Origin of the sequence: Sphingopyxis panaciterrae, assembly GCF_011762125.1 — a bacterium.
GTDB classification, from domain to species: Bacteria; Pseudomonadota; Alphaproteobacteria; order Sphingomonadales; family Sphingomonadaceae; genus Sphingopyxis; species Sphingopyxis panaciterrae.
On the sequence record NZ_JAASQN010000005.1, the window covers coordinates 326,347 to 347,040 of the forward strand.

19 protein-coding genes are annotated in these 20,694 nt (G+C 67.3%); 10 read left to right on the forward strand and 9 right to left on the reverse strand.

Annotated elements, in window-relative coordinates:
* Nucleotides 1-21: 21 nt before the first annotated feature.
* The 6 genes from rplT to FHR22_RS17900 form a co-directional block, all read right to left on the reverse strand.
* Complete coding sequence (gene rplT, locus FHR22_RS17875; RefSeq protein WP_166945032.1) at nt 22-387, reverse strand: 50S ribosomal protein L20; 366 nt, start codon at nt 385-387, stop codon at nt 22-24.
* Nucleotides 388-400: 13 nt separating this feature from the next.
* Entirely contained in the window at nt 401-604 is a 204-nt protein-coding gene (rpmI, locus tag FHR22_RS17880; protein ID WP_037555449.1) for a 50S ribosomal protein L35, read from the reverse strand.
* Between the two features lie 215 nt (nt 605-819).
* Complete coding sequence (locus FHR22_RS17885; protein ID WP_166945033.1) at nt 820-1,170, reverse strand: GFA family protein; 351 nt, start codon at nt 1,168-1,170, stop codon at nt 820-822.
* Nucleotides 1,160-1,573: a DUF2809 domain-containing protein gene (locus FHR22_RS17890; RefSeq protein WP_208417779.1), complete on the reverse strand. Its 414-nt coding sequence runs from the start codon at nt 1,571-1,573 to the stop codon at nt 1,160-1,162. Before FHR22_RS17890 ends, FHR22_RS17885 begins: the two co-directional genes overlap by 11 nt.
* Before the next feature lie 10 nt (nt 1,574-1,583).
* Nucleotides 1,584-2,372, reverse strand: coding sequence for a histidinol-phosphatase (hisN, locus tag FHR22_RS17895; protein WP_166945035.1), 789 nt, complete (start codon nt 2,370-2,372; stop codon nt 1,584-1,586).
* A complete protein-coding gene (locus FHR22_RS17900) occupies nt 2,372-3,307 on the reverse strand; it encodes a ribose-phosphate pyrophosphokinase (protein WP_166945036.1) in 936 nt (311 codons plus the stop codon). The genes hisN and FHR22_RS17900 overlap by 1 nt, the downstream gene beginning before the upstream one ends.
* A gap of 145 nt (nt 3,308-3,452) precedes the next feature.
* Here FHR22_RS17900 and FHR22_RS17905 point away from each other — a divergent pair, with 145 nt between their 5' ends.
* The 4 genes from FHR22_RS17905 to rpmG all read left to right on the forward strand — a co-directional run bounded on the left by FHR22_RS17905 (nt 3,453) and on the right by rpmG (nt 7,791).
* Nucleotides 3,453-5,117 (forward strand): NAD+ synthase, encoded by a 1,665-nt coding sequence (locus FHR22_RS17905; protein WP_166945037.1) that lies wholly within the window; start codon nt 3,453-3,455, stop codon nt 5,115-5,117.
* 66 nt (nt 5,118-5,183) lie between these two features.
* The gene (locus FHR22_RS17910; RefSeq protein WP_166945038.1) at nt 5,184-6,494 is read left to right on the forward strand and encodes a glutamate--tRNA ligase; all 1,311 of its coding nucleotides are present in this window, start codon (nt 5,184-5,186) and stop codon (nt 6,492-6,494) included.
* A gap of 179 nt (nt 6,495-6,673) precedes the next feature.
* The gene (locus tag FHR22_RS17915) at nt 6,674-7,408 is read left to right on the forward strand and encodes an energy transducer TonB (RefSeq protein WP_166945039.1); all 735 of its coding nucleotides are present in this window, start codon (nt 6,674-6,676) and stop codon (nt 7,406-7,408) included.
* Nucleotides 7,409-7,623: 215 nt separating this feature from the next.
* Nucleotides 7,624-7,791: a 50S ribosomal protein L33 gene (gene rpmG, locus FHR22_RS17920; protein ID WP_003042331.1), complete on the forward strand. Its 168-nt coding sequence runs from the start codon at nt 7,624-7,626 to the stop codon at nt 7,789-7,791.
* A 287-nt stretch (nt 7,792-8,078) separates the two neighbouring features.
* Here the strand turns inward: rpmG and mutM are convergent, their stop codons facing one another.
* Nucleotides 8,079-8,891, reverse strand: coding sequence for a bifunctional DNA-formamidopyrimidine glycosylase/DNA-(apurinic or apyrimidinic site) lyase (gene mutM, locus FHR22_RS17925; RefSeq protein WP_166945040.1), 813 nt, complete (start codon nt 8,889-8,891; stop codon nt 8,079-8,081).
* A gap of 93 nt (nt 8,892-8,984) precedes the next feature.
* Between mutM and FHR22_RS17930 the strand changes: the two genes are divergently transcribed.
* From FHR22_RS17930 to FHR22_RS17950, 5 genes are all read left to right on the forward strand, one after another.
* Nucleotides 8,985-9,722 carry a class I SAM-dependent methyltransferase gene (locus FHR22_RS17930; RefSeq protein ID WP_166945041.1) on the forward strand — a complete coding sequence of 246 codons (738 nt, stop codon included), beginning with the start codon at nt 8,985-8,987 and terminating at the stop codon, nt 9,720-9,722.
* A complete protein-coding gene (gene ubiB, locus FHR22_RS17935) occupies nt 9,719-11,263 on the forward strand; it encodes a 2-polyprenylphenol 6-hydroxylase (RefSeq protein ID WP_166945042.1) in 1,545 nt (514 codons plus the stop codon). Before FHR22_RS17930 ends, ubiB begins: the two co-directional genes overlap by 4 nt.
* A 79-nt stretch (nt 11,264-11,342) precedes the next feature.
* Entirely contained in the window at nt 11,343-12,743 is a 1,401-nt protein-coding gene (locus FHR22_RS17940) for a pyridoxal phosphate-dependent decarboxylase family protein (protein WP_166945043.1), read from the forward strand.
* 354 nt (nt 12,744-13,097) lie between these two features.
* A complete protein-coding gene (locus FHR22_RS17945) occupies nt 13,098-16,634 on the forward strand; it encodes a tetratricopeptide repeat protein (protein WP_166945044.1) in 3,537 nt (1,178 codons plus the stop codon).
* A gap of 264 nt (nt 16,635-16,898) precedes the next feature.
* A complete protein-coding gene (locus tag FHR22_RS17950) occupies nt 16,899-17,870 on the forward strand; it encodes a magnesium and cobalt transport protein CorA (RefSeq protein WP_166945045.1) in 972 nt (323 codons plus the stop codon).
* 6 nt (nt 17,871-17,876) lie between these two features.
* On the opposite strand, the gene FHR22_RS17955 is transcribed toward FHR22_RS17950, so the two are convergent.
* Nucleotides 17,877-18,443 (reverse strand): septal ring lytic transglycosylase RlpA family protein, encoded by a 567-nt coding sequence (locus FHR22_RS17955; protein WP_166945046.1) that lies wholly within the window; start codon nt 18,441-18,443, stop codon nt 17,877-17,879.
* Between the two features lie 56 nt (nt 18,444-18,499).
* Nucleotides 18,500-18,925 (reverse strand): GFA family protein, encoded by a 426-nt coding sequence (locus tag FHR22_RS17960; RefSeq protein ID WP_166945047.1) that lies wholly within the window; start codon nt 18,923-18,925, stop codon nt 18,500-18,502.
* 167 nt (nt 18,926-19,092) lie between these two features.
* Between FHR22_RS17960 and FHR22_RS17965 the strand changes: the two genes are divergently transcribed.
* Nucleotides 19,093-20,688: an ABC-F family ATP-binding cassette domain-containing protein gene (locus FHR22_RS17965; RefSeq protein WP_425057465.1), complete on the forward strand. Its 1,596-nt coding sequence runs from the start codon at nt 19,093-19,095 to the stop codon at nt 20,686-20,688.
* The last annotated feature ends 6 nt before the right edge of the window (nt 20,689-20,694 follow it).

Sequence of the window (20,694 nt, forward strand, 5' to 3'; positions counted from 1 at the left end):
TTTTCGCTTGGCTGAAAAGCGTCAGGCTGCCTTGGGCAGCGCCGCCTTTGCCTGCGCGATGATCGTGGTGAACACGCCACCTTCGTTCATCGCAAGGTCGGCCATGACCTTGCGGTCGAGTTCGATCCCGGCCAGCTTCACGCCGTGCATGAACTGCGAATAGGTGAGGCCTTCGGCGCGAACCGCGGCGTTGATGCGCTGGATCCACAGGCCGCGGAAGCTGCGCTTCTTAACCTTGCGGTCGCGATAGGCGTATTGGCCGGCCTTTTCGACCGCCTGCTTGGCGACGCGGATGGTATTCTTGCGACGGCCATAATAGCCCTTCGCCTGTTCCAATACGCGTTTGTGCTTGGCGCGCGTGGTGACGCCGCGTTTGATGCGTGACATACTCTAGCGCTCCTTACTTCAGGCCATAGGGCGCCCAGAGGCGCACATGGGCCGCGTCCGAATCGCTGAGCACGCTGGTGCCGCGGTTGGTGCGGATATATTTCGAATTGTGGCTGATCAGGCGGTGACGCTTGCCGGCGACGCCGTGCTTCACCTTGCCCGAGGCGGTGAATTTGAAGCGTTTCTTCACACCGCTCTTGGTCTTCATCTTGGGCATTTTGGTCTCCTATCATGTTGAGATCCGGCACCGGCCCTCTCCCCCACCCGGCCACCCGGTGATGCTACCCTATTGGGTGGCCGGGTGGGGGAGAGGGCCGGTGCCGCTCCGAATCCAGAGTCCGTTTGGTGTCGGCCTGGCAGCCCTTTCAGCCAGCCGACACAATCGGAAGGCGCGCGCCTAGACGGATTCGCGCCGGAATGCAAGTGGCGGGGCTAACGACTCGCCCCGTCGACCTTCTGGATCGTCAGCGCATCGAGGTCGGCTTCGGGAACGCAGCGCAGGTTCACTGCGGCCATCTTCGACCCGTCGGGCGCGGTGCCGATCGAAAAGCTCTGGCAGCCGCAGCCGGTGCAGAATTGGTGGTCGATATTATGCTTGTTGAATGTGTACGACTTGAGCTGGTCGGCGCCGCTTTCCAGCCGGAACCGGTCGATCGGAACAAAGGTCAGGAGGAAGCCCTTGCGGCGGCAGTGCGAGCAGTTGCAGCTCATTGCCGTATCCGGGATGTCGCCTTCGACCGTGTAGCTTACCGCGCCGCAGTGACAGCTGCCTTCAAATGCCATGTTTCTTCTCCCTTGATCGGGCGGCCATGGGCTTGCGTCCATATTCGGCCAGCACCGCGATGACCGCTCCCGCCGCATAGCAGAAGAGATCCGCGATGCTGAAGGAGGTTCCGAATAGCACCCGGGCGAACCGGTTGCCCGACAGGCCGAGCAGGCCTAGCAGGTCGATCGCCTGGCCGATCTCGACCGCGACCCCGACTATCAAAGCGGCGAGCGCCGCGGGGACGTGGCGCAGCGTCGAGACGGCGCGCAACCCCAGATAGACGAGGATCACCGCGAGGATATCGCCGACATAGGGCCGGATGACAGCGTCCCGGACCCACAAGGCGATCGCGACCTCGATCAGGAAGACGAGGATTGCGGCGAGTGCATAGCCGGGGCGCCATGCGGGGCGGATGGGCACCGAAAGCCGCCTAATCGTGGTGGTGGCAGGCGAGGCCCTCGACGACATCCTCGAGCCGGGCGGGATCGCCGAGTGCGATGACATGGCCCGAGCTTTCGGCGTGGAGCGGTTCGCCGTTCCAGTCGCACATCGTCCCGCCCGCACCCTCGACGATCGGGGCGAGCGCGGCGAAATCGTGGAGCTTCAGCCCCGCCTCGACGACGAAGTCGATATGGCCGCTCGCCAGCAACCCGTAATTATAGCAGTCGCCGCCGAAGACCATGCGCTTGTGCGAGGTCTTGGCGGCGAGCGCCATGAAATGCTCGCCGTCATGGTCGCTGAAATATTGCGGGCCGGTCGTCGCGAGCACCGCGTCGGCGAGATTGCGGCAGGCGCGGGTGCGCGCGGGCTGGCCATTGAATAGCGTCGGTTGGCCGAGCGCGCCGACCCAGCGTTCGCCCGCGATCGGCTGGTCGATGATGCCGAGGATCGGCCAGCCATCCTGGAGCAGGGCGATCAGCGTGCCGAAGATCGGCCGGCCGGCCATGAAGCTGACGGTGCCGTCGATCGGGTCGAGCACCCATTGGCGCGCCGCGTCGGCGCGCTCGGTGCCATATTCCTCGCCGATGATGCCGTCGCGCGGCGCTTCGGCATCGAGCAGGCGGCGCATCGCGGCCTCGGCGGCGCGGTCGGCCTCTGTCACCGGCGAAGCGTCGGCCTTGGCTTCATGCGCGTAAGCGGCGCGGAACAGCGGACGGATGACGTCGCCCGCCGCATCGGCGAGGCGGTGGGCGAGGGCGATGTCGGATTCGAGCGACATCAGTCGAACAGGCTGGAGACGCTCGATTCGTCGGCGATGCGCTTGATCGCCTCGCCGAGCAGCGGCGCGACGGTGAGGGCGCGGACCTTGCCGCTGTCGTTCACCGCGTCGGTCGGCTGGATCGAATCGGTGATGACCAGTTCGGTGAGTTCGCTGGCGTCGACGCGCGCGACCGCACCGCCCGACAGCACGCCGTGGGTGCAATAAGCGACGACGCCCTCGGCGCCCGCGGCCTTCAGCGCGGCGGCGGCATTGCAGAGGGTGCCGGCCGAATCGACGATATCGTCGATCAGGATGCAGAAGCGGCCCTTCACGTCGCCGATGATGTTCATCACTTCGGATTCGCCGGCGCGTTCGCGGCGCTTGTCGACGATCGCCAGCGGCGCGTTGTCGAGGCGCTTCGCCAGCGCGCGGGCGCGGACGACGCCGCCGACGTCGGGCGACACGACCATCAGATTCTTGTCGGCAAAGCGCGCCTGGATATCGGCGCTCATCACCGGCGCGGCATAGAGATTGTCGGTCGGGATGTCGAAGAAGCCCTGGATCTGCCCGGCGTGGAGGTCGATCGCGAGGACGCGGTCGGCGCCCGAGGTGGTGATGAGGTTGGCGACGAGCTTGGCCGAGATCGGGGTGCGCGGGCCGGGTTTGCGGTCCTGGCGGGCATAGCCGAAATAGGGGATGACGGCGGTGATGCGCTTCGCCGAAGCGCGGCGCAGCGCGTCGGTGAGGATCAGCAATTCCATCAGATTGTCGTTCGCCGGGAAGTTCGTCGGCTGGACGATGAAGACGTCCTGGCCGCGGACATTTTCGTGGATTTCGACGAAGACTTCCTCGTCGGCGAAGCGGCGGACGCTGGTGTCGGTGAGCGGCAGCTCGAGATAGTCCGCGATCGCGCGGGCCAGCGGCAGGTTGCTGTTGCCGGAGATGAGTTTCATGGGGTGCGAAGCCCTTTCGCGCGGGGTGGGATTGCGGGTCCCCTTAGCCAGCGGGGGCGGATAGGGGAAGGCCAATCTTCAGCCAGCCTCGCCGCGATCCATGCTGGTCGTTGCAATCGCCGCCGACCGGCGTATGGCTCGCGCCATGACTGCTGCCGATACGCTCACCATCGTTCTGGCCCAAATGACGCAGGCGGTCGGCAATCTTGCCGCCAATGCCGACGCGATGCGCAGCGTTCGGGCGCGGCATTCCGATGCCGATCTGATCCTTTATCCCGAGCTGCAACTGATCGGCTATCCGCCCGAGGATCTGGTGCTGAAGCCCGCGCTCGCGACCCGCGCCGCAACGCTGCTCGCCGAGCTGGCGGCCGAAACCGCCGACGGCGGGCCGGCGATGCTGGTGGGATCGGTCGAATGGGAGGAGGGCAGCCTCTATAATATTGTCGCTTTGCTCGACGGCGGCAAAATCGTCGCGACGCGGCGCAAGCATGAACTGCCCAATTACGGCACGTTCGACGAAAAGCGCGTGTTCGCGCCCGGTCCGCTTCCCGACGTCGTCGAATGGCGCGGGGTGAAGCTGGGCCTGCCGATCTGCGAGGACGGCTGGTTGCCGGCGGTGTGCCGCCATCTCGCCGATCAGGGCGCCGAGCTGCTGATCTCGGTCAACGGCAGCCCCTATGAGATCGACAAGGACGACCGCCGCCTGACGCAGGTGTTCGCCAGCCGCGTTGCCGAAACCTCGCTGCCGCTGATCTTCCTCAACCGGATCGGCGGCCAGGACGAACTGGTGTTCGACGGCTGCTCGTTCATCCTCAACGCCGATGGTTCGACCGCGCACCGGCTGACCGACTGGGAGCCCGAAGAGCGCGTGACGCGCTGGACGAAAGGCGATCGGCGCTGGGTGTGCGAAGCGGGCGCGATCACCGAATGGGAGGCGCATCCCGCCGATATCTATAGCGCGATGATCCTGTCCTTGCGCGACTATGTCGAACGCAACGGCTTCCCGGGCGTCGTGCTCGGCCTGTCGGGCGGGATCGATTCGGCGATTTGCGCCGCGATCGCCGCCGACGCGCTGGGTCCCGACAAGGTCTGGTGCGTGATGCTGCCGAGCCGCTTCACCAGTCAGGAAAGCCTCGACGACGCGGCGGGCTGCGCCGGGATGATCGGGTGCCGGCTCGACACGATCCCGATCGTCCCGGCGGTCGAGGCGTTCGACGCGATGCTCGCCGGCAGCTTTGCCGACCGCGACGTCGATATCACCGAGGAAAATGTCCAGTCGCGCATCCGCGGCGTTACGCTGATGGCGCTGTCGAACAAGTTCGGCCCGATGCTGCTGACCACCGGTAACAAGAGCGAGATGAGTGTCGGTTATGCGACCATCTATGGCGACATGGCGGGCGGCTATAACCCGCTGAAGGACGCGTATAAGATGACGGTGTTCGCGGTCGCCAGGTGGCGCAACGAGAATGTGCCGCGACTGTCGCGCAATCCGGTGGCGCCGGTGATGCCCGACAGGATCATCACCAAGCCGCCGAGCGCCGAGCTGCGCCCCGACCAGAAGGACGAGGACAGCCTGCCGCCCTATGCGGACCTCGACAATATGCTCCACATGCTCGTCGAGGAGGAGGCGAGCGTCGACGATGTCGTGGCGCGTTACGGCTTCGATCGCGACGCGGTGGTGCGGATCGAGCGCTTGCTGATGCTTGCGGAGTATAAGCGGCGTCAGGCCCCGCCGGGGGTCAAGCTGTCGACGCGCAATTTCGGCCGCGACCGCCGCTATCCGATCACGCATGGGTTCCGGACGGGGTAGCGCGGAGAAGGCAGGGAAATCAAATCTGTCGCCACCGCGACCGCAAAGCGGCTATAGGCGCCGCCCATGACCATCACGACCCGTTTCGCCCCCTCGCCGACCGGCAGCCTGCACGTCGGCAATGTTCGCACCGCGCTGCACAACTGGCTGTGGGCGCGCAAGCATGGCGGGCGGTTCCTGCTGCGCATCGACGACACCGACCTCGAGCGGTCGAAAGAGGAATATGTCGATGCCATTCGCGCCGACCTGGCGTGGCTGGGGCTCGACGTCGATGGCGAGGAGCGGCAGTCGGCGCGCTTTGCACTTTACGAGGCTGAATTCGCGAAATTGCAGGCCGCGGGTCGCGTCTATGCCTGTTACGAGACGTCCGAAGAGCTCGACATCAGGCGCAAGGTGCTGCTGTCGCGCGGCTTGCCGCCGGTGTATGAGCGCAAGCCCGAGGGTGCGCCGGTGCCCGCGGGCGTGGCGCCGCACTGGCGTTTCCGGCTCGACCATGACGCGCCGATCCTATGGACCGACATGGTGCGCGGTCCCCAGCATTTCGAACCGAAGACCATGTCCGACCCGGTGGTCCGGCGCGCCGACGGCAGCTGGCTGTACCTGTTGCTGAGCGTGATCGACGATATCGCGATGGGGATCAGCCATGTCGTGCGCGGCGAGGACCATGTGTCGAACACCGCGGCGCAGATCCAGATGTTCGAGGCGCTGAGGGCAGAGCCGCCCATATTCGCGCACGAAGCGCTGCTCGTCGGGACCGAAGGCAAATTATCGAAGCGGCTGGGCTCGCTCGGCATGGCGAGCCTGCGCGAAGCGGGGATCGAGCCGATCGCGCTCGTTGCCTTGCTCGCGCGGTTGGGGACGAGCGATCCGGTCGAGCCGGTGACTGATACGGCACTATTGGTCGAGGGCATTGATTTCGGCCGCTTCGGCCGGGCGCCCGCGCGTTTCGACGAGGCCGAGCTGGCGCTGCTGAACCAGAAGATATTGCATCAGACCGATCATGCGGCGGTTGCGGACCGCCTGCCCGCCGCGATCACCCCGGCGCGCTGGAACGCGATTCGCCCGAATCTGGCGACGGTGGCCGAGGCGGCCGACTGGGTACAGGTGTTCGACGGCCCGCTCGCGCCGCCGGCCGCCGACGAAGCCGACCGCGCGGTAATCGCCGCCGCCGCCGCCGCGGCGCCCGCGATCGACTGGGGCAGCGACCCGTGGCACGCGCTGACGAACGCGGTCAAGGCGGGGACCGGGGCAAAGGGCCGCGCGCTGTTCCTGCCGCTGCGCCGCGCGCTGACCGGGCGCGACCATGGTCCCGACATGGCCGAACTGCTGCCGCTGATTGCCAAGGAGCAGGCAGTGGCGCGGCTGGCGGTCGATTAAGCCGGCCTCCTTCGCCGGGATGACGAATTGAAATGGGCGTGACTCGCAAGGCCATGACCTTTGCCGATCTCTCCGCTTGACAATATTGGTGACGTTATAATATCTCATAGCTATGACTTGGCCGATAGCGGCGGTCGATACGCAGCGGGGCCGGGTCATTTAAGGCAAGGAGAGATGCCATGACCCTGATACCTATGATTTCGGCACTTGCCGCGACGCCCCGTCGGGCTGCGGCGCCCGCCGGTACTCGCGCGCCGTTGCCCCGCGAAAGCTATGGCGCCGGCAATCGCCACCGGCCCGTCGCGGCGCTCTTCGCCGTCGGAGTGCCCGCCGCGCTCGTCGTCGCGGTCGCGCTGTCGCCGATGATCGTCGACAAGGCACCGACGACCAAAACGCCGCCCTGGACGTCGGTCTTCCTGCCGAAGACGACGCCCCCCGAGCCGCAAGATGCGAAGCCGCAGCCGAAGCAGCCGACCGAAAGCGTCGTCATCGCCACCAAATCGCCGCTTCCCCCGCTGGCGTCCGAGGCGCCTGCGGGGCATGTCGATCCGCCACCCTATGTTCCCCCGGCGGGGACCGGAGCGGGCACGACGATCATCGATCTGCCGGTGCCGCCCAAGCCCCCGCTGGTCCTGGCGCAGCTTGATTCGCGCTATGCCGGCGCGTTCCAGCCCGATTATCCCGCGCGCGAGCAGCGCGGCGAGATCGAGGGCATCGTCAGGGTACGCGTGCTGATCGGCACCGACGGGCGCGTCAGGTCGGTCGAGCTGGTCAGCGGCGACAACCCCGCCTTCTTCGAAGCGACGAAACGGCGCGCGCTGTCCAGATGGCGTTTCAAGCCCGCGACGCGCGGCGGCGTGGCGGAAGAAAGCTGGAAGGAAATGACGGTGCGCTTCGAGATCAGGAACGGCTGAGGCCCCATATGACCCCTCCCGGGCGGGCGGCCGCGCGCCGTCCGCCCGCTCCTTTTGCTTGACAGCAACGCCGAATCCGGTCAGAGGCGCGCGGATATCGAGGGCGGCGCCTGTGCGCGGCCCTTATATGTTTTTCACTAGAGCAGCCGGGGCCCGCGTCCCGCCGCATCGACCGCTTCGGCGGAAGAGGCGAAGATTTTTCGAGGAACAGGGCCATGGCCAAGCCGACGACCGTCAAGATCAAGCTGGTGAGCACCGCCGACACGGGCTTTTTCTACGTCACCAAGAAGAACCCCCGCACGATGACCGAAAAAATGTCGGTGCGGAAATATGACCCGCGTGCGCGCAAGCATGTCGAGTTCAAGGAAGCCAAGATCAAGTAAGCTCTGCCGCCGGGCGCGGAGGCGCGCGGCGGGACAGCTTCAGTCTCCGGAATACGGGGTTACGGAAGGGCGGCGGTTGCGTCGCCCTTTTTCGTGCGCGGGTGGTGGCTGGCGGTGTCGGCTTTGGGGTGGTGAGCGGACGCTGCTTAACGCACCTTCGTCATCCCGGACTTGATCCGGGATCCCGCTTTTTTTGAAGGTAACGCAGGTTTCGACGTCCAGCGGGACCCCGGATCAAGTCCGGGGTGACGATAAGGGTAACCGGTCGCTTCCCGCCCTTCGGCCGATCAGCGCTGGCATTTCGGGCAATAGAAGGTCGAACGGCCGCTCTGGACGATGCGGGCGACCGTGCCGCCGCATTCGCATGCCTCGCCCTCGCGCCCGTAGACGCGCCAGTCCTTCGCGAAATAGCCGAGTTCGCCGTCGGGCTGCTTATAATCGCGCAGCGTCGATCCCCCCGCCGCGATCGAGGCTTCGAGCACCGCCTTGATCGCCGGCACCAGCGCCGCAATCTTCGCGCGCGGCACATCGGCGGCGGCGCGTGTCGGGGCGATGCGCGCCATGTTGAGCGCTTCGCACACATAGATATTGCCGAGCCCGGCGACGATCGTCTGGTCGAGCAGCATCGCCTTGACCGGGGCGCGCCGGCCGGCGAGCGCGCGCGTCAGATAGGCGGCGTCGAAATCGTCCGACAGCGGTTCGGGACCCAGTGTGACGAAGGCGGGAAAGGCGACGAGCGGATCGCCCGCGACAAGGTCGACCGAGCCGAAGCGGCGCGGATCGTGGAGCATCAGCCGCTGCCCCGCCGCGGTGTCGATCAGCAGATGATCGTGCTTGCCGGGTTCGCCGGCGCCGATCCGCCAGCTGCCCGACATGCCGAGGTGGAAGATCATATGATCGTCGCGGTCGGTGGTGATGATGCCATATTTGGCGCGGCGCGACAGGCCGGTCACCGTCGCGCCGGTGAGCCGCTGCGCGAGGTCGACCGGAAACGGCCGCCGCAGGTCGGGGCGCATCGTCGAGACGCGGATGAGGCGCTGGCCGGTGAGGTGCGGCGTCAGGCCGCGGACGGTGGTTTCGACTTCGGGTAGCTCGGGCATATCGCGCTGGAGGTAACTGGCATTTGCCTGGCGAACAAGCCTTGGCTAAAGGCGGCATACACTTCCGTATCTCCCCCCGCAAAGGCGCGTTCCATGTCCACCCCCGATACCGTCAGCTTCGGTTATGAAGAGGTCCCGGCGACCGCCAAGACCGCGATGGTCGGTGAGGTGTTCAGCCGCGTCGCGCGCAAATATGACATCATGAACGACGCGATGTCGGGCGGCATGCACCGATTGTGGAAGGATCGCTTCGTGCGCCGGGTGAAGCCGCGTGCGGGCGAGACGATCCTCGACATGGCGGGCGGCACCGGCGACATCGCCTTTCGCATGGAGAAGAACGGCGCCAGCATCACCGTCGCCGACATCAACCCCGACATGCTGGGCGTCGGCATGGAGCGCGCGGCCGGGCGCGGCATCGATACGCTGGTGTGGTCGGAGCAGAATGCCGAGAAGCTGAGCTTTCCCGGCCAGTTTTTCGATGCCTATACGATCGCTTTCGGCATCCGCAACGTCACCGACATTCCCGCCGCGCTGGGGGAAGCGCACCGCGTGCTGCGCTATGGCGGGCGTTTCTTCTGCCTCGAATTCTCGACCAACGAATGGCCGGGTTTCGCGCAGGCCTATGATGCCTATTCGCACCATCTGGTGCCCAAGCTCGGCAAGCTGATTGCGCAGGACGAAGACAGCTATCGTTACCTGATCGAATCGATCCGCCGCTTTCCGCCGATGCCCGCCTTCGCGCAGATGATCCGCGACGCGGGGTTCAGCGCGGTGAAGGTCGAGCCGATCATGGGCGGTCTCGTCGCGATCCACAGCGGGTGGAAGGCTTGACCCGACCCGTCACCCATATCGCCCGCCTGCTGAAGTGGGGGCGCATCCTGGCGCGCCATGGCGCGCTGCGCGGGATCGAGAGTGCGCCGCAGACCCCGCCGGGCGTGAAGCGGCTGTGCCGGATCGCGCGGCTGGGCACGATCCAGCCGAAGATTCCCGACTATGCCGCGGCTTTCCAGGCGATCGGCCCCGCCGCGGTCAAGCTCGGCCAGACGCTCGCGACGCGCCCCGACCTGGTCGGCGAGGAGGCGGCGCGCAATCTGCTCAGCCTGCAGGACGCGCTCGCGCCGGTGGCGTTCGAGCGGATCCGGCAGGAGATCGAGGCGACCTTCGAAGCGCCGCTGGAGAGCCTGTACAGCGAATTCGACCCCGAACCGGTCGGATCGGCGTCGATCGCGCAGGTCCACCGCGCGGTGACGACCGACGGCCGCCAGGTCGCGGTAAAGGTGCGCCGTCCGGGGATCGACAAGCAGTTCGCGCGCGACATCGAAACCTATGAATGGGCGGCCGCGCATCTCGAAGCCTTCGGCGGCGAAGCGTCGCGGCTGCGCCCGCGGCAGGTGATTGCCAATTTCCGCCGCTGGACCCTGCGCGAGCTCGACCTCCGCCGCGAGGCGGCCTCGGCATCCGAACTCGCCGATGCGATGGTCGGGGTGCCGACATTCGAGGTTCCCGCGATCGACTGGGACCGCACCGCCAGCCGGGTAATGACGCTGGACTGGATCGACGGCATCAAGATTTCGCACCGCGACGCGCTGATCGCCGCGGGGCATGACATGGAGGCGCTATCGGCGAACCTCGTCAACGCCTTTCTGCGGCAGGCGATCGCGGAAGGCTTCTTCCACGCCGACATGCACCAGGGCAATTTGTTCGTGAAGGCCGACGGGACGATCGCTGCGGTCGATTTCGGCATCATGGGGCGGATCAACCGGCAGGCGCGCTACTGGCTCGCCGAAATCCTCTATGGGCTGACGACGGGCAATTACCGCCGCGTCGCGGAGATCCATTTCGAGGCGCAATATGTCCCCGATTATCACAGCGTCGAGGAGTTCGCGACGGCGCTGCGCGCGGTCGGCGAGCCGATGCGTGGCAAGCCGGTGAGCGAGCTCAGCGTCGGGCAGATGCTCGACGGGCTGTTCGCGATCACCCGCGATTTCGACATGCAGACGCAGCCGCACCTTCTCCTTCTCCAGAAGACGATGGTGATGGTCGAGGGCGTCGCGACGATGCTCGATCCCAGGATCAACATGTGGGACGTGTCGGGACCCTTCGTCAGCGAATGGATTCGCGACGAACTCGGCCCCGAAGCGGCGCTCGCCGACGGGATCCGCGAACAGGGAAAGACGCTGGCGCTGATCCCCGACATCATCCGCCGCCTCGACGCCCAACTGCCGAAGCAGGGCGGGGCGCCGCCCGCGCCGCCGCTGTCCGAGATTCCGCTGATGTGGGACAAAGGCGAACGCCGTCGCTGGTGGCGCTATGCGCTGACCGCGCTGGCTGGCGCGGCGGCGGGCGCGGGGCTGCTGAACTGGCTGGGGTGACGAGGACGGCGGTTCAACCACCGGCCGGTTCCAAACCGCCAAACCGGTGCCGGCCACATCATAACGATAAGGATCGCGCATGAACGACGAAATCGGGGCAGCCGTACGCGACGTGCTGGCGAGACTGACGGCGGACCGCGCACGCGGCGAACCGATCGTATCGATCGCGTCCGCCGATGAGGCGATCGCGCTGCGCGCGCTCGCGGTGCCCAAGGCCGGCAGGCCGATCGCGGCAGTCATCGACGATGCCGAGCGGGTGTTCGCACACCGCGTTCGCATGGATCATCCGCGCTTCTACGGCTTCATTCCGTCGCCCGCTTCGCCGCTGTCGCTGGTGGGCGAAATGCTGGCCAGCGGCTATAATGCGCATGCCGGAAGCTGGATGCAGAGCTCGGGACCCGCGGCGATCGAACAGGGGCTGATCGCCTGGCTGGCCGAGCGCGCGGGACTTCCGGACAGCGCGGGCGGACTCTTCGTTTCGGGCGGATCGATGGCGAACCTTACCGGACTGATGCTGGCGCGCGACCGCATGCTGCCGCCGGGTGAACGTCATCGCGGCGTCGCCTATGTCTCGACCCAGACGCATTCGTCGGTCGCGAAGGGGCTCGGTGTCCTCGGCCTGCTGCCCGGCCAGATTCGCAAGGTCGCGGTCGACGCCGACCGGCGGCTCGACGTCGCGGCGCTCGCCGGGGCGGTTGCGGCGGACCGCGCGGCGGGCAAGCTGCCGTTCGTGGTGATCGCGAGCTGCGGCACGACGAACACCGGCAGCATCGACGACCTGCATGCGATCGCCGACCTGGCCGGGCGCGAGCGATTGTGGCTGCATGTCGACGGCGCCTATGGCGCGTCGGTCGCGCTGTCGGGCAGCCACCGCGCGCTGGTCAACGGGCTGGGCCGCGCCGACAGCCTGTCGTGGGACGCGCACAAATGGCTGTTCCAGACCTATGGCTGCGGCATGGTGCTGGTCCGCGACCGGATGCACCTGCTCGAAAGCTTTGCGACCAGCGCCGAATATCTGCAGGATGCGGCGGCGGGCGACGATACGCCGAATTTCTGGGATTATGGCGTCGAACTGACCCGGCCCGCACGCGCGATGAAGCTGTGGTTCACGCTACAGGTCATGGGCGCGCGCGCCGTCGGCGAGGCGATCGACCATGGTTTTGAACTGGCCGCGGCGCTGGAGGAAGCTTTGCGCGAGCGGCCGCACTGGCGGATCGTCTCTCCGGCGCAGCTCGGGATCGTGACCTTCCGCTACGCACCGCCGGGGCGCGATGCGAACGCGCTCGATGCGCTGAACACGGCGATCGCGCGGCGCATGATCGACGACAATGCCGGGGCGCCGCTGACGACGCGGCTCGACGATGCGGTCGTGCTGCGCGCCTGCACGATCAGCCCCGAGGCGACGGTTGGAGACATCCGGGCGATGGTCGCGGATTTGGACGCGCGCGCGGTGGAGATGGCGGGGGCGGGGCGGCAATAGGGGTGAGGCAGGTCGTGCGTTGCACGATGGCAACGTCCGTTATCGGCCGGAAGCTGCCGTCCCGTCCATCGTCACCCCGGACTTGATCCGGGGCCCCGCTTGACCTCGAAAACCGCCGGCGCCCTCAAAAAAGCGGGATCCCGGGTCAAGGCGGAAGAGCCACGGGTCTCCTCCGCGGATGACGAAGCTGTAGAAAGCGATGCCCGCTCCCCACCCCAAGGCCGCCATTCTTCCCGCTTCGCGCCCCCAGTGACGTGCGTCACATCGCTGTTCGCCTGTCCGCCCTAGAGCGATCCCAGGTGACAATATCCCAATCTATTCTGTATGTTGGGTTCGAACAGGGGAAATGCCGCTATGCCGAGCCGTCGATACCATTTTCTGGCGCTGATCCTTGCCGCGCCGCTGTGGACCGTGATGCCCATGGCGTTAGCGCAGGAGGCGCCCGCGCCCGAGGCGGCGCCGGCCGAACTCAATGACGACCAGCAGAAGATGCTCGACCTGCTCGACCAGGGCATGGAGCTCGACCGCGCCGGCCAGCATGGCGATGCCGAGAAGGTCTACCGGCGCTGGATCGGCGAGGCGACGAAACGCTATGGCGCCGACGGGCTGATCACCAGTTTGGGATATCGCGTGCTCGCGGGCAATCTCGAGGATCAGAACCGGGTCAAGGAGGCCGAGGGTTACTGGCAGCGGCTGCTCGACATCGATCGCGCGGTGATGGGCGAGAAGGACGACGAGACGCTGACCGCATACGGCTTCCTCTCGTCCAACTATATCAAGCAGGGGCGGCCCGCCGACGCGCTGCCGCTGCGCCGCGCGGTGCTCGCGGCGCGGATCGCGAGCAAGGGCGAACAGGATCCCAAGACGATCGTCGCGACAAGCAACCTCGCGTCGGTGCTGACCGAGCTTGGCGAACTCAAGGAGGCCGAGGCGCTGTATCGCAAGGCGCTCGCCACCAGCCTTGCCGTCCACGGCGAAAACCACCGCGAAACCGCGTCGGGTTACGGCAATCTCGCGGTCGTGCTGCGCAGCCTCGCGCGTTACGACGAAGCGGCGCCGATGCTCGAAAAGGCGCGCGCGATCGACGAGGGGCTGTCGGGCGCGAACAGCGACGACGTCGCGCTGCGCCATTATAACAGCGCGGTCAATTTCGGCGACATGGGCCGCTATGCCGATGCCGAGGCGGCGGCGAACAAGGCGCTTGCAATCTGGCGCGCGGTGAAGGGCGACGGCAGCACGCAGGCGGCGCTCGGCTATACCGCGGTCGCCTATAGCCAGAATCTCGGCGGACGCTTCGGCGAGGCCGACGCCAATTATCGCAAGGCGCTCGCGATCCGCGAAAAGGCGCTCGGCGAAGCGCATCCGCTGACCGGCGAATCCTATAACAACCTCGCGCTCAACATGGAAAGCAGCGGCATGCCGCCGGGCGCGATCGAGCCGCTGCTGCGCAAGGCGCTCGACATCACGCGCGCGTCGCTGGGCGAACGCAGCGAGCGGAGCGCGACGATGTACGGCAATATCGCGCACAACCTCAATCAGCAGGGCCGCTATCGCGAGGCCGAGCCGATGTATCGCCGCGCGCTCGATATCCAGGAAGGCATCGCGGGCGTCAACCATCCGTCCTACGCCACGCTGTTGATCAACCTCGGCTACAATCTGCGCGACGACGGGCGGCCCGAAGCGGCGGAGCCGCTGATGCGTCAGGCGCTCGGCATTTTCAAGGCCAAGTTCGGCGACGATAATCCCGAGACCGCCTGGGCCTATACCAGCCTCGGATCGACGCTCGGCGAGCTTGGCCGCCATGCCGAGGGGGCCGAGATGGCGATCAAGGCGCTCGACATCCGGCGGCGCCTGCTCGGCGAGGATCATCCGCTCACCGCTGTCGCCTATGACAGCGTCGCGGCGGCGCTGGTCCGCAGCGGCGGGCTCGAGGGCGCTGGCGACAAGGCGGCCGAACCCTATTACCGCCAGTCGCTGGGGATTCTGCGGCGCAGCGTCGGCGAAGCGCATATCGACACCGCGCGCGCCTATGAAAATCTCGCGCTGTGCCTGCTTCGCCAGGGCAAGACCGCCGAGGCGGAAGACAATGCGGGCAAGGCAGTGGCGATCGTGCGCCAGCTCGACGAACAGATTTCGGCGGGCGGCAGCGCGCTGGCGCTGTCGGCGCTCGACCGCCAGCAGGTGAACCCCAATCGCGGTACCTTCACCAGCTATATGAATGTCGCGTTCGGGCTGATGAGCGATACGCCCGATGCCGCCGGCCAGTCGCAGCTGCAGGACCGCGCCTTTCGCGCCGCGCAGGATGCGATCAGTTCGGCCTCGGGCCGCGCGGTGTTGCAGACCGCCGCGCGCGGCGCCGCAAAGACGCCGCAGATGGCCGAAGCGGTGCGCCAGGAACAGGATCTCGCCGCGCGCGCCAATCTGATCGACAAGAATCTGCTCCGCGCGCTCGGCGACCGCAAACCGGTGGAAGCGACGCGGCTGCGCGGCGAGCTCGACGCGATTCGGGCGCAGCTTGCCGATGTCAGCGCGCTGATCGACAAGAAATATCCCGCTTATCGCCAGCTCGTGTCGCCGCGCCCGATCGCGCTGGCCGCCGCGCAAAAAGCGCTGCGCCCGGGCGAAGCGCTGCTGCTGATGACCGAGGCGGCGAACACCTTTCATCTCTTCGTCGTCACCCCGACCGCAGTCGGCTGGAGCCGGCCGGGCAAGGAAATCGACATCATCGCGAAGCAGATTTCGGACCTGCGCTGCGACGTCGACTATGCGACCTGTTCTGCGGCGCGGCGGGCCGAACTCGACAAGCTGCCGGCGTCGGCGAAGGAACTCGAAGGCAATCAGCGCTTCGACCTCGACACCGCGAACGCGCTGTACAACGAGCTGTTCGCGCCGATCGAGCCGCTGCTGAAGGATGTGATGCGCCTTTACGTCACCAGTTCAGGCAAGCTTGGCGACCTGCCGCTGGCGATGCTGTCGTCGACGCCGCTGCCCAAGGATGCCGACCCCGCCGACCCCGATGTGCTGGCGCGCGCGGGTTGGCTGGCCGACCGTTACGCCTTCACCAGCCTGCCCTCGGTCGCGGCGCTCACGCTGTCGCCCGAAGTGCGGACCGCGAAGCGCGACCGGAGTTTCCGCGGCTATGGCGCGCCCGTGCTGCTTGGCGGCGACACCGGGTCGCGCGCCGCCACCGGCATCGGCGTCTTCGAGGGCGTTTCGGCGGCGGGCTCGCCGCTCGCCGATCCCAATGCGCTGCGCAAGCTCGCGCCCTTGCCGGGCACCAAGGTCGAACTCGCCGCGATGGCGCAATTGTTCGGCGCATCGAAGGGCAGCCTGACGACCGACATGGGCGCGACCGAAGGCGCGCTGCGCCGCGACCCCGCGCTGGCGACGAGCAACATCGTCGCGATCGCGACCCACGGCCTGCTTCCCGACCCGGCGCTCGGGCTCAGCGAGCCGGGACTGGTGCTGACCCCGCCCGCCGAGCCGAGCGACATGGACGACGGCTTGCTGACCGCGACCGAGGCGGCGCGGCTGTCGCTGTCGGCGGACTGGGTGATCCTGTCGGCGTGCAACACCGCGTCGGCGCAGAATTCGGGCGGGGTCGACAGCCTGTCGGCGCTGGCGCGCGGCTTTCTCTACGCCGGAGCCGACGCGCTGCTTGCGAGCCACTGGCGCGTGTCCGACGAAGCGACCGCGGTGCTGACCGTCGAAACGCTGATGGCGCGGCAGGCGAACCCCGACATGACGCGCGCACAGGCGCTGCAGCTCGGCATGAAAGCGGTGCGCAGCGGCCAGCGCGCCGACGGCAGCGCGATCGCAGGTTGGAAAGCCGGCTGGGCGCATCCTGCCGCCTGGGCCGCCTTCACCAACATCGCCAATCGCGACGATTGAGCGGTGAAGCGAAGGGCGGCTTTGGGGGGAGCGGACGTCACTTTCTACAGCTTCGTCATCCCGGGCTTGACCCGGGATCCCGCTTTTTGGGGGGCGCCAACAGTTTTCGAGGTCAAGCGGGACCCCGGATCAAGTCCGGGGTGACGGTGAATGGGGTGGCTGCAACCGGCCGGAACCTGCCACTTCCGGGCGTAGCTCTCTGAAACCTTCCTCTCCGCCGCCGCGCACCCTATGGTGGCGCCGCACAGCAAGGGAAGTTCGCCGATGCCGATCATGGCCGCCCGCGTTTATCATGACGGCAAGCTCGTCCGCGAGCTTGGTGCCGAGGAGGCGATTCCCGAAGACTGCGACGAAGGCGATTTCTTCTGGCTGGGCCTTTACGAGCCAACGCGCGAGGAGCTGGCGGCGATCGCCAGGCGCTTCGGCCTCCACCCGCTCGCGGTCGAGGATGCGCTGAAGGCGAACCAGCTCCCCAAGGTCGAGGCCTATGGCGACCAGCTGTTCCTGATCACGCGCACCGCCAATCTCGACGGCGACACGATCGAGCCCGGCGAGACCGCCTTCTTCCTCGGCCCGCATTTCTTCGTCAGCGTCCGCCACGGTTCGGCGCGCGCGCATACCGACGTACGCGCGCGGCTCGAAACGCTGCCGGCCAAGCTTGCGCACGGTCCCGACTATGTCCTCTATGCGATCCTCGATTTCGTCGTCGACGGCTATTTCCCGGTGATCGACGCGATCGAGGACCGGATGCTCGCGGTCGAGGACAGCGTGATGGACACCCCGCTCGACGCCGCCGAAATCCGCCACCTCTATGCGCAGCGGCATGAGATCATCCGCTTCCAGCGCCTGGTGGGCATGATGAAGGAGGTCGCGGGCCGCCTCGCCACCGACGACGAACTGCCCAATATCGACGCCGCGGTGCGGCCTTTCTTTCGCGACATATGGGACCATGTGCAACGCGCCGAATTCCGCCTGACCGGGCTGCGCGATATCGCGGCATCGGTGATCGAGACCAACGGCATGCTCGAACAGCAACGTCAGGGCGTCATCACCCGCCAGCTTGCCGCCTGGGCGGCGATCCTGGCGGTGCCGACGGCGATCGCGGGGATTTACGGAATGAATTTCGAGCATATGCCCGAACTCGGCTGGACTTTCGGCTATCCGCTGATCGTCGGGGCGATGGCGGCGATTTGCGCGCTGCTTTACTGGCGCTTCCGGAGCATCGGCTGGCTTTGAACGAGTTTAGCGGGTTCCGCCCGGAATCCGCATCCTCAGATTCTGCAATTCGCGTTCGGACACGGGCTTGAGCCCCGCAGCGGGCTTGCCCTTGCGCAGGCGCTTGCGGTCCTTTTCCGACGGTTCGATCCGCCGCACGCGCACCGCGGCATGGCCCTGCGCCTTAATCCCGAGCTCCTCGGCCGCGCCGCGCGACAGGTCGATGATGCGGCCGAGCGCGAACGGCCCGCGATCGTTGACGCGCACGATGACCCGGCGTCCGGTGTCGAGCGAGGTCACCTCGACATAGGTCGGCAGCGGCAGCGTGGTGTGCGCGGCGGTGATCCAGCCGGGGCGGAATTGTTCGCCATTGGCGGTGCGATTGCCCGATTCGCTGCCATACCAGCTGGCGTAGCCGACTGCGTCATAGGCGGGAGCGGCGGCGGGGACATAGGTCGTGCCGCGAACCGAATAGGCTTTGCCGATCCGCACCGGCGTGTCGCTCACCGGCCGGAAATTGCCGCCGGCGCAAGCCGAAAGCATCAGCGCGGTCGCCGCCGCGATCGCCAGCCGGATTATTCGACGTCCCTGCATGCGCCCGACCGTAGATGGCGCGCGCGCCGGGATAAAGGGCCTTGCTGCGCAAAAGCTCATTCGCCGGGAGCGGTCCGGACCGGATTGCGCGCGTGCGCGGCGATTTCGGACGGCAGCTCGAGCCAGCGATGCCGTTCTTCGGCCCACACCGCCTGCTCGGGCATCGGAAAGCCGGGATCGGCGAAGGCGCCCGCCGCGACCCCGATCAGGTGCGGCAGCCGTTCGGGCTCCCACCACAGCGACGATCCGCATTCGGGACAAAAATGGAAGGAAACGCCGAAACCGCTCGCCGAGGGGCGATGGAAGCTGCGCGCCGCGCCGGCGATCGGCGCGACTGCGGCGCGCGGGAAAAAGGCCGCGACGCTGAACAGCGACCCCGTTCGCCGTTGGCAGTCGAAGCAATGGCAGAGCGAGACTTTCGACGGCTCGCCGGTGCATCGGAGCGCCAGTTGGCCGCAGTGACAGGAGGCATGCCGTTCCATCGCATAGAGCCGATATCATCCCTTGGCGCGCGAACAAAGGGCGCACGTGCTTGCAACCGTTGCGCCAACGGCCTAGATTCCGGCCTCAACCCGATTTGGAGACGCCGTCATGGATTGCAACCTGCCCGCAACGCAGCCCCGCCTTGCCGCCAGGAAAGTCCCTGTCCATGCCTTCGACGCCCATGCCTTCTATCACCATCTCGCATCTCAGCTGGTCCACGCCTGACGGCCATGCCGTCCTTTCGGACCTCGATCTTCAGCTCCAACCCGAACGCACCGGTATCGTCGGCCGCAACGGCGTCGGCAAATCGACGCTGCTGCGCCTGCTGACCGGCGAGCTTGCCCCGTCGGCGGGCCATATCGCAATCGACGGCAGCATCGCGATGCTGCGCCAGACCGTGCAGGTCGATGCCGGCGAGCGCGTCGCCGACCTGTTCGGTGCGCGCGCCGCGCTCGCTTTGCTGCGCAAGGCCGAGGCGGGCGCGGCGAGCGCCGACGAGATCGCCGAGGCTGACTGGACGCTCGACGCGCGGATCGACGAGGCGCTCGCGAAAGTCGGCCTGCCGGTGCCGGTCGACACCTCGCTGGCGGCGCTGTCGGGCGGCCAGCGCACGCGCGCCGCGCTGGCGGGGGCGATGTTCGCCGCGCCGGATTTTCTGCTGCTCGACGAGCCGACCAACAATCTTGACCGCGACGGGCGGCAGGCGGTCCGCGATCTGATCGCGGGCTGGCGCGGCGGCGCGGTCGTCGTCAGCCACGACCGTGAACTGCTCGAGGAAATGGACGCGATCGTCGAGCTGACCAGCTTGGGGGCGGCGCGCTACGGCGGCGGCTGGAGCGCCTATCGCGCGCGCAAGGATGTCGAGGCGGCGGCGGCCGAGGCGCAGCTCGCCGGAGCCGAAAAGCGCGCCGACGCGGTCCAGCGGCAGGCGCAGGCGGCGACCGAGCGGCAGGACCGGCGCGATTCGGGCGGGCGGCGCAAGGCGGCGCGTGGCGACATGCCAAAAATCCTGCTCGGCGCGCAAAAACGCCGCGCCGAGGAAACGCGCGCCGCGGGTAGCCGCCTCGCCGAACGCCAGCGCGGCGAGGCCGAGGACCAGCTGTCCGCCGCGCGGGCGAAGATCGAAGTCGTCGATCCGCTTTCGGTCGGGCTGCCCTCGACCGGCCTGCCCTCGTCGCGCACTGTCCTGGCGCTCGACCATGTCACCACCGGCTATGTCGCGGGGCAGCCGATCATCCGCAACCTCTCACTCAGCATGATGGGTCCCGAACGCGTCGCGATCACCGGCCCCAACGGCGCGGGCAAGTCGACCTTGCTTGCGCTGATCGCCGGGACGCTGGCGCCATGGGAGGGGACGGTTCGCGTTCCCGTCGCCTTCGCGCTGTTCGACCAGCGCGTTGGCCTGCTCGACGCGTCGCGGTCGATCGCGGACAATTTCCTGACGCTGAATCCCGGCACGACGAACAACGCGTGCCGCGCCGCGCTCGCGCGCTTTCGCTTTCGGGCCGATGCCGCCGACCGCATCGTCGGGACGCTGAGCGGCGGGCAGATGCTGCGCGCCGGGCTGGCCTGCGTGCTCGGCGCGCCGATGCCGCCGCAACTGCTGATCCTCGACGAGCCGGCCAATCATCTGGACGTCGATTCGCTGACCGCCGTCGAAACCGGGCTCGCCGCCTATGACGGTGCGCTGCTCGTGGTCAGCCATGATGCGGCCTTCCTGGATGCGATCGGGATCGAGCGCGAGGTTGCGCTCGGCGGGTAGCGGTGC